Consider the following 13,139-nt stretch of genomic DNA (forward strand, 5'->3'; position numbering starts at 1 on the left):
CCGTCGCGGCTTGGCTGAGGATTGAAAGAGCCGCCAGGGCCGGGTGTTTCAAGCGGCGCCGAAAAGGCGCCGCCATCGGGATCAATCCCGCAGAAGTTCGTTGATGCCGGTCTTGGAGCGGGTCTGCTCGTCCACCCGCTTCACGATCACCGCGCAGTAGAGGTTCACGCCGTTCTTCGACGGCATCGAACCGGCGACGACCACCGAATAGGGGGGCACCTCGCCATACATCACTTCGCCGGTTTCGCGATCCACGATCTTGGTGGATTTGCCGATGAACACGCCCATGCCCAGCACCGAGCCTTCGCGCACGATGCATCCTTCCACGACCTCGGAACGGGCGCCGATGAAGCAGTTGTCCTCGATGATCGTCGGGCCGGCCTGCATCGGCTCCAGCACGCCACCGATGCCGACGCCGCCGGAGAGGTGCACGTTCTTGCCGATCTGCGCGCAGGAGCCCACCGTGGCCCATGTATCCACCATGGTGCCTTCATCGACATAGGCGCCGAGGTTCACGAAGGAGGGCATCAGCACGACGCCCGGCGCGATGTAGGCCGATTTGCGCACCACGCAGTTGGGCACGGCCCGGAAACCGGCGGCCTTCCACTGGTCCGCGCCCCAGCCGGCGAACTTGCTGTCCACCTTGTCCCACCAGCCGGAGCCCTGCGGGCCGCCGGGTTGCTCTTCCATGTCCTTGATGCGGAAGCCCAGCAGAACGGCCTTCTTGGCCCATTGGTTGACGTGCCAATCGCCGCTTTCCAGCTTCTCGGCCACGCGCAGGGTGCCCGAATCCAGCGCGTTCAGCGTTTCCTCGATGGCTTCGCGGGTTTCGCCGGTGGTGGCGGGGGTGATGGTATCGCGCGCCTCCCAGGCGGCTTCGATGGCAGCTTCCAGCTGTGCGTTAGACATGAACGGCCTCCAATTGTCGCGCGCCTGCTATAGGCGGTTGCCCCCATTGGGGCAATCCCCGCAGCGCGACGCAGGGTCAGGCTTTTGCCTGCCGCCGATAGGGCGGACTGTGCGGAAAACGGGATCGGGGGGAGATCAAACATGATTCGCAGGATCGGTATCGGGCTGGGTGGAGCTCTTTTGGCGCTGGGCGTCGTTCTGGCCGTCAACACGTTGCGCTATGCGCCCGAGGCCGTCGCCACCGCGGCCAGGGTCTCCACCCCCACCGCGGTTGACGGCACGCGGCTGGCCGCCCAACTCGCCGAGGCCGTCCGGCTCAGGACGGTGGCGCCGGCGGAGCGGAATCGGGCCGAATTCGAAGCCTTCATCGCGCTGCTGGAGCGCAGCTTTCCCCGCGCCAACGAAGTGATGGAACGCGAGTTGATCAACGGGCTCACGCCGCTCTACCGCTGGCAGGGGCGCAACCCGGATCTCGCGCCGGTTTTGCTGACGGGTCATTACGACGTCGTGCCCGCGTGGGACGCGGATCCGGCCGGCTGGGAGCACCCGCCATTTGCCGGCGAGATCGCCGACGGGTTCGTCTGGGGGCGCGGCACGCTCGACGACAAGGGCGCGATCCTCGCCATGATGGCCGCGGCGGAGGGGCTGGCGGCAGAGGGCTTCCAGCCCGAACGCACCCTCTACTTCAGCTTCGGCCACGATGAGGAGACAGGGGGCCGGATGGGTGCTGCCGCCGTGGTGGCCCATCTGCAGGCGCAGGGTGTCCGCCTTGCCTGGAGCCTCGATGAGGGATCCATGGTGCTTCGGGGCATGGTGCCTGGGCTGAAACAGGACGTGGCCTCGATCAACGTCGCCGAAAAGGGCTACATGACGGTCGATCTCGTGGCCAGCGCCGCCGGGGGGCACTCCTCCCTGCCGCCGCGTGAAACCGCTGTCGGCATCCTCGCGGCCGGGATCGCCAAGTTGCAGGAGAAGCCCTTTCCGGGTGGGCTGACGGATGTATCTGCCGATTTCTTCGACGGGCTCGGCCCCCATTTCGGCTTTCCCGAGAAACTGGTGTTCGCCAATCAATGGCTGTTCCGCCCGGTTCTCGAAAGCCAGCTCGGCGGCTCGGAAGGCACGGACGCGATGCTGCGCACCACGGTTGCGCCCACCATGCTGGCGGGTTCCGATACCGAGAACGTGTTGCCGCAGGAGGCGGTGGCCACGGTCAATTTCCGCATCCACCCGCGCGATACCGTCGAGAGCGTTCTGGCCTATGTGCAAGCGGTGGTGGACGATCCCCGCATCGAGATCCGCCCGAGGGAAGGCGCCCGCGGTGCGAGCACGGTGTCCTCGGCGCAATCGGAGGCCTTCGGCCTGCTTTCCGCCAGTTTCAGAGCCGTTTTCGGGGATGTGGCGGTTGTTCCGGGCCTGACCGTGGCCGCCACCGACAGCGCGCATTACCAGGCCGTTGCCGAGGACAGCTATCGCATTAACCCCTTCGTGTTCGAGCCGCATGATCTGCCGCGCATCCACGGCGTCAACGAGCGTGTGTCGCTGGAAAACCTCGAAAAGGCCGTGCAGTTCTACAGGATCGTGATGGAAGGGGCGTGAAGGCGTCTTGCTGCCGTGCAGCGAAGCGGGGTAGCCTGATCGGGTAGCGAACAAGGAATTACCCATGAAAGACGAGCCCCGCGCCCATCCGTTTCGCGATTCCCATCAGGATGCGGAAACGGCCAAACATCTTCCCGACACCCCGCAGACCCGCTCGCCCGCCTACCGGCTCGCCTATGCGGACACGGATTTCATGTGCCGCGAGGAACTGCGCCCGGTTCGGCTGCAACTTGAGCTTCTCAAACCGCAGATGCTTCTGGACGAGCGCGGGATCATCTCGACCGTCGTGATGTTCGGCGGTGCCCGCATCCCCGAGCCGGCCAAGAAGGATACGGCGCGCACGAAAACCCTGGCGGAGCTTTCGGCCTACTACGACGAGGCCCGCGAGTTCGCGCGCCGCGTGACGGAGAAATCGCTTGCGACCTACGGCAAGGAGTATGTCGTCGTCACCGGCGGCGGGCCGGGCGTGATGGAGGCGGGCAACCGAGGCGCCGATGACGCCGGCGGCGCCTCGATCGGGCTCAACATCGTGCTGCCGCACGAACAGGCGCCGAACCCCTACGTCACGCCGGAACTGAGCTTCAACTTCCACTACTTCGCGATCCGCAAGATGCATTTCCTGATGCGCGCGAAGGCCATCGCGGTGTTTCCCGGCGGCTTCGGCACTCTGGACGAGCTGTTTGAAAGCCTGACGCTGATCCAGACGCGGCGGATGGAGCCGATCCCGATCCTCCTATTCGGCACGGACTTCTGGAAGACCATCGTCAATTGGGAGGCGCTGGCGGATGCCGGCACGATTTCGGCCGAAGATCTGGATCTGTTCCGTTTCGTGGATACGGCCGAGGAGGCGATCGAAGTGATGGAGGGCTGGGGGCAGGGCTGAGATCCCGCCTGCCGCAACGTCGCGCGGTGATTTCGATTTACCGCCACGCCGCTTTTCGCCCATCCTTCCGCTCAGGCTGAGGGAGGGCAGACATGGCACATCATTGGTCGAACTGGTCAGGCGGGGTGGTCGCGCAACCGGCGCAGATCCTCGATGTGGCGGACGAGGCGGCGCTCGCGGCGGCGATCCGCTCCGCCGCCGTTCCGGTCCGCCCTGTCGGCTCGGGCCATTCCTTTTCACCCGTTGCGGCGGTCCCCGGTGGCACCCTGTTGCGCCTCGCGGGGTTCGATCATGTCGAGCCGCTGGCAGATGGCGATGATGGCGCCAGGCACGTTCGCGTCGGGGCCGGGATCACGCTCGGCGCGCTGACGGAACGGCTGCACGCCATGGGCCATGCGCTCGCCAACATGGGAGACATCGACGATCAGACGGTCGGTGGCGCGCTGGGCACCGCCACCCATGGCACCGGTGCCGCATTCGGCTGCTACCCTTCTATGCTTGAGGCGCTGACGCTGATCGATGGCATGGGAAACCGGCGCATGATCAGCCGGGCCGAGGAGCCCGAACTGTTCAAGGCGATGGCCGTGGGGATCGGCACCGGGGGCGTGGTGACGGAGGCGGTGATCCGGACGGTCGCCCCCTACCGGCTGGAACGCAGCCGATACGCGCTGCCGATCGGCGACATGCTGGCGGATTTCGAGGCGCGCATGGCCGCGGCGCGCAACGTGGAATTCTACTACATCACCGGGTCCGGCCAGGCGCTGGTGATGGAAAGCCGGGAAACGGAGGGCGATCTGGTCGCCCGCCCGCCCGACAGGGACCAGGAGGGGCTGCGGCAGCTTCGGCTGGCAGCGAAACTCACGCGCGCAGCGCCGCGCCTGCGCCGGTTTGCGCTGGGTTTGGCTCTGAAAGGCCATGTGAAGGAACACTTCGTCGAGGATTGGCACAAGGCCTTCCCCACGGACAGGGACGGCATTCGCTTCAACGAAAGCGAGTATCACCTGCCTGCCGAGGCCGCCCCCGAAGCCCTGAAGCGGGTGATCGAACGGGTGGAGCGCAACTTCCGCGATGTCTATTTCCCGATGGAGGTGCGCACGGTGGCGCCGGACGATCTCTGGCTGTCCCCGTTCTTCGAGCGCCCCACGGTCTCCATCGCCGTTCATCACGAGGCCGGCCGGCCATTCGGGGCACTTCTGGCCGAGATAGAGACGATTTTTGCCGATTATGAGGGCCGCCCGCATTGGGGCAAGATGCATGGCCTGAAAGCCGGACAGCTCCGGAAGCTCTATCCCAAGTGGGACGAGGCGATAGCCGCGCGGCGCGAACTGGATCCGAAGGGCCTGTTCCTGACGCCCTACATGCGGGAGTTGCTGGGGCAGTGAGCTGCTACTTCGAAGCCATCGCGCGGGCGATGAAGGAGGCAGGTATCTTTCGGCCGGCGCTCGTTCTGGATACCGCACGCATGAACCGCAACCTTGCCACGTTGCGCAAGGGGCTGCCCAAGGGCTACGCCGTGCGGCTGGCCGACAAATCGCTGCCCGCGCCCTACCTGCTGCAGGCAGGCTTCAACGGGTTGGATACGCAGGCGGTGATGTCCTTCCACCTGCCGATCACCCGCGCCGTGCTCGGGCGGTTTCCGAATACGCAGGTTCTGATGGGCAAGCCGATGCCGGTGGCCGAAGCGGCCCGTTTCCTGAAGCAAGAGCCGCGGGCCGGGCAACTCACCTGGCTGGTGGATTCGCTCTCGACGCTGGCCGAGTATCGCGCCTTGGCCGAGCAGCGTGGGCAGGCGATGCGCATTGCCTTCGAGGTGGATATCGGCCTTGGCCGGGGCGGGCTGCCGGCGCCCGAGGATCTTGCCTCCGCGCTTCGGGCCTGCGACCCCCTCAAGCCCGTGGGCCTGATGGGATACGAAGCCCATGTCAATGCCCTGCCGGGGCTTCTGGGCCGGGGCGAAAAGGCGGCGCGCGCTGCGCGGGAGAGGCTTGCGCAGTTCAAGCGCATCCTGCCTGAAGGTGCGGCGGAGATCATCAACACCGGTGGTTCGACCACGGTGCTCGAGCTGCCTGAGGGCGGCCCGGCAAATGACCTGACCGTCGGGTCGCTGATCGTGAAGCCGTCGGACTTCGATCAGCCCAAAAACGCCCAAATAGAGCCTGCTTTGTGGATCGTCAGCCCGGTTCTGAAGAGGCACCCACACGGGCTGCCCGGCCATCCCCGGCTGTCCGAAGTGCTGCGCCGATGCGGGGTGATCGCCCCGAAGATTGCCTTCCTCTACGGCGGCAAATGGATGGCCGCGCCGGTCTGGCCCGAGGGGTTGAAGCAGAGCCCGTTCTTCGGGCCGTCGTCCAACCAGCAGGGCTTCACCTATCGCGCGGGGACGCCGGAGACGGTGGTGCTGCGGCCCACGCAATCGGAGGCCGTGATCCAGCATTTCCCGGAGCTTTGGCTGTTTGACGGAGTGCGGATCACAGGTAGCGAGCAGCCGTTTCCGATCTTGTAACGAGAGGCGCGCCCGGCCCTGGGTGGGTGCAGAATGCGCCCTCCCGGGGGGAGGGTCGGGCGCGGCTCGGGCGTACCGCCCAAGCTGTTTTTATCCCAGCCCGGCTTCGCTTTCGATCTGCTTGCGGCTCTTGCGGGCGCGCTCGGTTTCGCTCTTCAGCTGGCCGCAGGCAGCCATGATGTCCTCGCCGCGCGGGGTGCGGATCGGCGTGGCATAGCCGGCCTGGTAGATGATGTTGGCGAAGGCGCGGATCCGGTTGTTGGACGAGCGCTGGTAGGGCGCGCCGGGCCATTCGTTGAAGGGGATCAGGTTGATCTTGGCCGGAACGTTGTAATCCTTGATCAGCTTGATCAGCCGGTGCGCGTCCTCGTCGGAATCGTTCACGTCCTTCAGCATCACGTATTCGAAGGTGATCCGCTCGGAGTTCGAGGCCTTCGGATAGCTGGCCAGCGCCTGCATCAGCTGTTCGATGTTCCAGCGTTTGTTGATCGGCACCAGAACGTCGCGCACTTCGTCGGTGGTGGCGTGGAAGCTGATCGCGAGCTGGCAGCCGATCTCCTCGGCGGTGCGGGCGATCTCGGGCACCACGCCGGAGGTCGAAAGGGTGATGCGGCGGCGGGAGAGCGAGATGCCCTCCGGATCCATCGCGATCTTCATCGCGTCGCGCACGTTTTCGAAATTGTAGAGCGGTTCGCCCATGCCCATCAGCACGATGTTGGACAGAAGCCGCGTTTCGTTCTTCGGGTTGCGCCCGGGCTCGGGCCATTCGCCGAGGTCGTCACGGACGAGCAGCACCTGGCCGACGATCTCGCCGGCGGTCAGATTGCGCACCAGTTTCTGGGTGCCGGTGTGGCAGAAGGAGCAGGTGAGCGTGCAGCCGACCTGCGAGGACACGCAGAGCGTGCCGCGATCTTCCTCGGGAATGTAGACGATTTCCACCTCGTGGCCGCCGGCGATCCGCACGAGATACTTGCGCGTGCCGTCTTCGCTGACGAGCTTGCGCACCAGTTCGGGGCGGGCAATGACGAAGTTCTCTTCCAGCATGGCGCGGTAGGGCTTGGCGAGATTCGTCATCTCGCTGAACTCCTGCACGCCTTTCTGGTAGATCCACTGCCAGACCTGCCCGACCCGCATCTTCGCCTGCTTCTCGGGCGTGCCGGCTTCGATCAGGGTTTCGCGCAGCTGCTCGCGGGTCAGCCCCACGAGGTTTTTCTTCCCGCTGCCGTCAAGCTTGCGGGGGAGTGTCAGAACGTCCTGCGTGATCGGTGCCGTCGCCGTCATGATACGTGCCTTTCGAGGAATCGAAGGGGGCTGTTACACCATTCTGTCGCAAAACGGAATGGCCCGCAAAGATCAGGCGGCGTCGGGCAGTTCCATCAGCCTCAGGGCGAGGCGGGTTTCGTGGCGGCGCAGGGAGGGGGTCTCTGCCGGTGCGTGCTCCTCGCTGGGGGAGATCAGATCCGGGAAGCGCAACAGCAGCTCGCGCCTTGCCGGGCGCGAAAGATGCACCGCCGCGCGCGAGGCCGGGTGGAAGCACTCCGCCATGAAGCCGTTGGCCGAGACGGTGCAGGGGGTGTCGAACAGCAGTTGGATGTAGGTGATCCTGTTCAGGCGCCTCGCCGGGCGGACCCCTTTCCAGCCCACGAGCTGTTCGGCCGGAACAAGCACCTGTTCCCGATCGAAGAAGGCCGGGAACCGCGCATTGCCGAAGCAGAGCCTCTGGTTCGGCGACACGTAGAGATCATGCATCGGCGTGTTGGTTTCGAAGGCATGGGCCGGGATCCTGATCGGCATCAGGTTGTGCGCCACCGCGTAGGCGGCCGTCAACGTGCGGCGACCGACCCAGCGCAGGATGTGCAGGCCTTCCTCCGTCATCAGGACATCCCCGCTGCGCAGCTCTTCCACCGGCCGGGGTCCGTAGGGCGTCTTTACCACGGTGCCTTCGAGAAAGCCGGGCACGAGCGAACTGCCCTCGCCGGCGTGCACGCGGTAGGCGCGGCCATCGCCGGAAACGAGAGTTTCGCCGGTGGCATCGACGACGCCGACGCGGCGGGAGCTTCGCCCGATCGCGGGGCCTTCCACCGCGGTCACCGAGCGTTCGAACGACAGGAAGCTGGCGAGAACGCCACCGTGGGTCAGCGCCACGGCGCCTTCCCGCGAGATGCCGTTCGTCCGGACGACATGCAGATCGTAGCCGCAGACATGCGCCGTGATCGGGCCGAGCGCGTAGATGCCGCGCATGGTTCCGTTCGGGTGATACACGATGAGCTGGATCCCGGCCTTCAGGCTGTCGGGATCCACGGCTACTTCAACAAAATCGCCGGTTGCCGGCCCCGCGTAGCGGATCTCGGAGAGAAAAGGGTCTGCCATGCTGCTCTGCACTCGTTCCATGGGTGCGCTGTGCACCTTCTGATGTTGCAGAGACGCTAGCCGGAAATCGTGGCAAAATTTTGGGCGAAGATGTTATCCGCCGCACCGTTTTGCGGCTTCTTCGAGTGCAGCCGTGAAGCCGAGCAGCGAGAAAGTGTCCTCGGTGCGGGTGCCGCGGGAGGAGCGCCCGACAACCTTTGCTTCCGCGCCCCGTTTCATCGCCGCGATGATCGCCTTGTCCTGCTCGGGGGAGCTGGGCCAGGCGTTCTCGCCCTGCGTGAGGAAATCGAACTTGGAGTCGCCGATCTCGACGGACACGGTCGAGCCCGTGGCGAAGGGGTAGCCGCCGGTGAAGGAGACTTCGCCTTCCACGCCGGCGCCGGGGCGGTAGGTGACGAACAGCAGGATGTCGCTGCGGCGCACGGCGACCACGCGGCCATCCTTCGTGTTCACGGTCTTCTTTGGGCTGGAGACGGCCCAGCATTCGGTGGGATCATCCTCGACGAAAACGCTCCAGTCCGTTTTCGCGGCCACGCGGTTGGTGGATTCCGCGGTTTCCTGTGCGTTCGCGCCCGCGGCGAAACACACCAGCACCATCGCGCCAAATCCACGAGCAACGATCGATTTCATGATTTTGCTGCCTCCAGCTGGTATTGCCTCATGCCTGCGCCCGCCCGCTGCCTGTTTTGGCTTTTCAAAGGGTGGCGCATTCTTTACCCGATTGCGCGGACAATAGCTTGAAATCGGCCTGCGATGAAAGGCCTGTTGGCGGAAAATCGCGCAAGGGTGAAGGGAGAATGCAATGGCGGATCCGGTTGAAATGGTGGAGCTCTGGCGCGGCCCCTTCCTTGAATCCGTCCACCGCGGCCATGCGGTGGTGTGCGACGCCTCCGGCCGGATCGTCGCGGCCTGGGGCGATCCGGAGCAGCTGATCTTTCCGCGCTCCTCCTGCAAGATGATCCAGGCGCTGCCGCTGGTCGAAAGCGGGGCGGCCGGGGCCTTCGGGCTTACGCAGGAGCACCTGGCGCTTTCCTGCGCGTCGCACAACGGGGCGGCGATCCACACCGATCGGGTCAACCGTTGGCTGTCGGACCTCGGAATGACGGACGCGGATCTGCGCTGCGGCACCCAGGTGCCGGACGACAAGGAAGCGAAATTCGCGCTCATCCGCTCACATGCCGAGCCCTGCCAGGTGCACAACAACTGTTCCGGAAAGCACGCCGGTTTCCTGACCTTCGGCAAGCATATGGGGTGGGGGCCGGAATACACCGAGATCGATCACCCTCTTCAGCAGGAGATTCGCACGGTCTTCTCCGAGGTGACGGGGCTGGATACGCCGGGCTACGGCATTGATGGGTGTTCGGCGCCGAACTTCGCCACCACGGTCCACGGGCTGGCACGGGCGATGGCATTCTTCGCGAAGGCACAGCCTGACGCAGCGAGCGCGCGCGAGCGTGCGGCCGCGGCCCTGCGCGAGGCGATGGTCACCTATCCGGAACTGGTGGCCGGCGAGGGCCGGGCCTGCACCGAGTTGATGCGCGCGATGGGCGGCAAGGTGGCGATCAAGACCGGCGCGGAGGCGGTTTTCACCGCGATTCTGCCGGAACAGGGTCTAGGTGTGGCACTCAAGATCGTCGATGGCGCCACCCGCGCGTCCGAATGCGCGATCGCGGCGATTCTGGTGAAGCTGGGCGTGCTGGACGCCGCTCACCCGGCCACGCGCAAGCGGATGAACGCGGCGGTGCTGAGCCGCCGGGGTCTTGAGGCCGGCGTCATCAAGCCGGCGGCGGCGCTGCTGGCCTGAGCCTACTGGAACCAATCCCACATCAGGCGCAGGGCAAGGGCGGAGGAGGACAGCACCAGAAGCGGCTTGATCAGCCGCGCGCCCTTTTTCTGCGCCAGGCGGGAGCCAACCCGCGCGCCCGCGATCTGGGCGCCCCCCATCGCCAGCCCGGTGGCCCACCAGGGCGTGGCCACGAAGGCGAAAACGAAGATGGCTCCTGCGTTCGAGGCGAAGTTCAGCAGCTTGGTGCGTGCCGTCGCCTTGAGCACCCCGGCGCCGCCGAGGGTCACGAAGGCCAGCATGAAGAAGCTGCCGGTGCCGGGTCCGAGCACGCCGTCGTAGAAGGCCAGAAGCGGCACCATCGTGAGGCTGAAGACCATCGGAGAAAGCCGCTCGTGCCGGTCGGTATCGTCCAGCCCTTTCTTGAGCGCGAAATAGAGGGCTATTGCGATCATCAGGAAGGGCAACGTGTAGCGGATCCATTGCGTCGGGATCCAGCTCACGACGAGTGCGCCGATCATCGAGGCGGTGAAGGCGATGGCGGCCGGCAGGGCCTGCCGCCGCAGGCTGACGTGCCCCCCGGCGGCATAGGCCCAGGCCGCCGTGGCGGTGCCGAACATGCCCTGAAGCTTGTTGGTGGCAAGCGCCGTGACGGGCGGCGCTCCGGCCAGCATCAAAGCAGGAAGAGCGATCAGCCCGCCGCCGCCGGCGATGGAATCGAGAAACCCCGCGAAGAACGCCGCGCCGAGCAGGAGGATCAGGATCTCGGCGCTCACCTCGAACATCGGATCAGGCGCCTGCGAATTCGGATACGCTGTAGCCCTGGAGGTAGAGAAGCGCGGTCAGATCGCCGAAGTTGATCCGCAGGTCGCATTGGGCGGCGACCGAGGGTTTGGCGTGCAGGGCCACCCCGGCCCCGGCGCGCCCCAGCATCCCCAGATCGTTGGCCCCGTCCCCCACGGCGATCACGTCGGCCTCGCTGATCCCCAGCCGTGCGGTGATCTCTTCCAATGCCTGCACCTTGGCTTCGCGGCCGAGAATCGGCATCCCGACGGTTCCGCTCAGCACGCCGTTCTCGACGTTGAGCGTGTTGGCCCGGTTCTCGTCGAAGCCCAGCTCCGTGGCCACCTTGGCGGTGAAGGCGGTGAATCCGCCGGACACCAGCACGGCGTACCCGCCGTTGGCCTTCATCGTCGCCAGCAGAACGCGCCCGCCCGGCATGAAGGTGATGCGTTCGGCCAAAACCTTGGCGATCACGCTTTCCGGCAGGCCTTTCAGCAGGCCGACGCGCTCCTTCAGGGCGCCTTCGAAATCCAGTTCGCCGTTCATCGCGCGGGCCGTGATCTCCGCGACCCGCGGGCCGACGCCGGCTTCCGCGGCAAGTTCGTCGATGCATTCCTGCTGGATCATCGTGCTGTCCATGTCGGCCAGCAGCATTTTCTTGCGGCGGTTCTCGGCCGGTTGAACGGCCATGTCGATGCCGAGATCCTGAAGTTCCCGCCACACCTCCCATTGGTTGGACGGCACGGTTTCCACGGGAAATTCGGCGGCTTCATCGATGCAGAGCCAGCGTGCCGTGCCCCCGCCCCAGGCGTTGCGCAGCGCTTCGACGGTGGGGCCGGTGAGTGCGCCGGAGCCGGGCGCGGCGAGCAGGGTCACGATATGCATGGGCGTGTTTCCGATAGTGGACGCTCGAAGCGCGGATTTGTGTGTCAGCGGCGCTTTAGCGCAGAAAAGCGTCTTGCGCCATCCCCACGCTTGGGCGTATCCGGGCTGCGGGACACCCCTCCCCAACGAGGGGCGCTTATCTGGAAGGATACCACTGATGGTTATCGAAACACCGGCCGTTCGCCCGGCCAACCCCCGTTTCTCCTCTGGCCCCTGCGCCAAACCCCCCACCTGGACTCCCGATGCGCTTGCCGATGCCCCGCTGGGCCGCAGCCACCGTGCCGCCGTGGGCAAGGACAAGCTGAAAGCCGCCATCGAGGAAACGCGCGAGATTCTCGGAATCCCCGCCGACTACAAGATCGGCATCGTGCCGGCCTCCGATACCGGGGCTGTCGAGATGGCCATGTGGAGCCTCCTGGGCGCGCGCCCGGTCGAGATGCTCGCATGGGAAAGCTTCGGTGCCGGCTGGGTGACCGATGTCGTCAAGCAGCTCAAGCTCGACGCCGTGGTGAAGACCGCCGACTACGGCGAGATCGTCGATCTTGCCTCCGTGGATTTCAACAATGACGTCGTCTTCACCTGGAACGGCACCACCTCCGGCGTGCGCGTGCCCAACGGTGATTTCATCCCGGCCGACCGTGAAGGCCTGACGATCTGCGATGCCACCTCGGCCGCCTTCGCGATGGATCTGCCGTGGGACAAGCTCGATGTCACCACCTTCTCCTGGCAGAAGGTGCTGGGCGGTGAAGCGGCCCACGGGATGCTCATCCTGTCGCCCCGCGCGGTGGAACGGCTCGAAAGCTACACCCCGGCCTGGCCCCTGCCCAAGATCTTCCGCCTCACCAAGGGCGGCAAGCTGATCGACGGTATCTTCTCGGGCGCCACGATCAACACGCCGTCGATGCTCTGCGTCGAGGATTACCTCTTCGCCCTGAACTGGGCCCGCGAGCAGGGCGGCCTGAAAGGGCTGATCGCCCGCGCCGACGCGAACACGGCGGAAGTGGCGAAGTTCGTCGAGGCCCATGACTGGATCGATTTCCTGGCCGAAGATCCGGCGATCCGGTCCAACACGTCGGTCTGCCTGAAGTTCACCGATCCGCGCATCACCGATGGCGCAGCCTTTGCCAAGGCCGTGGCCAAGCGGCTGGAGGCCGAGGGCGTGGCGCTCGACATCGGCGCCTACCGCGATGCGCCCGCCGGCCTTCGCATCTGGTGCGGTGGCACGGTGGAGACCGCCGACGTGGCTGCGCTGATGCCCTGGCTGAACTGGGCCTTCGAGGCCGAGATCGCCGCGCTGGCCGAGGCCGCCTGATCCCAAGCATGAACGCCCGGCGGGGCACCGCCGGGCAGCGCCCGCCCCGCCCCATGGGCGGGCGCTTCGCCCCCACCCCGGGACGGGCGCTGCCCTATGTGAGATGCGCGCGCCG

12 protein-coding genes are annotated in these 13,139 nt (G+C 66.0%); 6 read left to right on the top strand and 6 right to left on the bottom strand.

The annotated features are described in order from the left end of the window. Window positions 1–81 precede the first annotated feature (81 nt). On the bottom strand, window positions 82–909 hold the full coding sequence (gene dapD / locus PSA7680_RS06510) for a 2,3,4,5-tetrahydropyridine-2,6-dicarboxylate N-succinyltransferase (protein ID WP_085867862.1): 828 nt from the start codon (window positions 907–909) through the stop codon (window positions 82–84). A gap of 141 nt (window positions 910–1,050) precedes the next feature. On the opposite strand from dapD, the gene PSA7680_RS06515 reads away from it, so the two are divergent. The 4 genes from PSA7680_RS06515 to PSA7680_RS06530 all read left to right on the top strand — a co-directional run bounded on the left by PSA7680_RS06515 (window position 1,051) and on the right by PSA7680_RS06530 (window position 5,891). Next, window positions 1,051–2,505 (top strand): M20 family peptidase, encoded by a 1,455-nt coding sequence (locus tag PSA7680_RS06515; protein ID WP_085867863.1) that lies wholly within the window; start codon window positions 1,051–1,053, stop codon window positions 2,503–2,505. 64 nt (window positions 2,506–2,569) lie between these two features. Continuing rightward, the gene (locus tag PSA7680_RS06520) at window positions 2,570–3,388 is read left to right on the top strand and encodes an LOG family protein (RefSeq protein WP_085867864.1); all 819 of its coding nucleotides are present in this window, start codon (window positions 2,570–2,572) and stop codon (window positions 3,386–3,388) included. 92 nt (window positions 3,389–3,480) lie between these two features. After that, entirely contained in the window at window positions 3,481–4,770 is a 1,290-nt protein-coding gene (locus PSA7680_RS06525) for a D-arabinono-1,4-lactone oxidase (RefSeq protein WP_085867865.1), read from the top strand. Next, window positions 4,767–5,891, top strand: a complete 1,125-nt coding sequence (locus tag PSA7680_RS06530; RefSeq protein ID WP_085867866.1) for an alanine racemase — start codon at window positions 4,767–4,769, stop codon at window positions 5,889–5,891. The genes PSA7680_RS06525 and PSA7680_RS06530 overlap by 4 nt, the downstream gene beginning before the upstream one ends. Window positions 5,892–5,981: 90 nt before the next feature. Here the strand turns inward: PSA7680_RS06530 and rlmN are convergent, their stop codons facing one another. From rlmN to PSA7680_RS06545, 3 genes are all read right to left on the bottom strand, one after another. Next, window positions 5,982–7,172, bottom strand: coding sequence for a dual-specificity RNA methyltransferase RlmN (rlmN, locus tag PSA7680_RS06535; RefSeq protein WP_085867867.1), 1,191 nt, complete (start codon window positions 7,170–7,172; stop codon window positions 5,982–5,984). A 72-nt stretch (window positions 7,173–7,244) separates the two neighbouring features. Further along, complete coding sequence (locus PSA7680_RS06540; RefSeq protein ID WP_176244089.1) at window positions 7,245–8,261, bottom strand: Hint domain-containing protein; 1,017 nt, start codon at window positions 8,259–8,261, stop codon at window positions 7,245–7,247. A 93-nt stretch (window positions 8,262–8,354) separates the two neighbouring features. Then, on the bottom strand, window positions 8,355–8,891 hold the full coding sequence (locus PSA7680_RS06545) for an invasion associated locus B family protein (RefSeq protein ID WP_085867869.1): 537 nt from the start codon (window positions 8,889–8,891) through the stop codon (window positions 8,355–8,357). A gap of 172 nt (window positions 8,892–9,063) precedes the next feature. Between PSA7680_RS06545 and PSA7680_RS06550 the strand changes: the two genes are divergently transcribed. Then, the gene (locus PSA7680_RS06550; RefSeq protein WP_085867871.1) at window positions 9,064–10,065 is read left to right on the top strand and encodes an asparaginase; all 1,002 of its coding nucleotides are present in this window, start codon (window positions 9,064–9,066) and stop codon (window positions 10,063–10,065) included. Between the two features lie 2 nt (window positions 10,066–10,067). Here the strand turns inward: PSA7680_RS06550 and PSA7680_RS06555 are convergent, their stop codons facing one another. After that, entirely contained in the window at window positions 10,068–10,829 is a 762-nt protein-coding gene (locus PSA7680_RS06555) for a TSUP family transporter (RefSeq protein WP_085867872.1), read from the bottom strand. A 4-nt stretch (window positions 10,830–10,833) separates the two neighbouring features. Next, entirely contained in the window at window positions 10,834–11,712 is an 879-nt protein-coding gene (gene serB, locus PSA7680_RS06560) for a phosphoserine phosphatase SerB (protein ID WP_085867873.1), read from the bottom strand. A gap of 157 nt (window positions 11,713–11,869) precedes the next feature. Here serB and PSA7680_RS06565 point away from each other — a divergent pair, with 157 nt between their 5' ends. Further along, complete coding sequence (locus PSA7680_RS06565; protein WP_085867874.1) at window positions 11,870–13,024, top strand: phosphoserine transaminase; 1,155 nt, start codon at window positions 11,870–11,872, stop codon at window positions 13,022–13,024. Window positions 13,025–13,139 lie beyond the last annotated feature (115 nt).

The sequence above is a fragment of the Pseudoruegeria aquimaris genome (assembly GCF_900172235.1).
GTDB lineage: Bacteria > Pseudomonadota > Alphaproteobacteria > Rhodobacterales > Rhodobacteraceae > Pseudoruegeria > Pseudoruegeria aquimaris.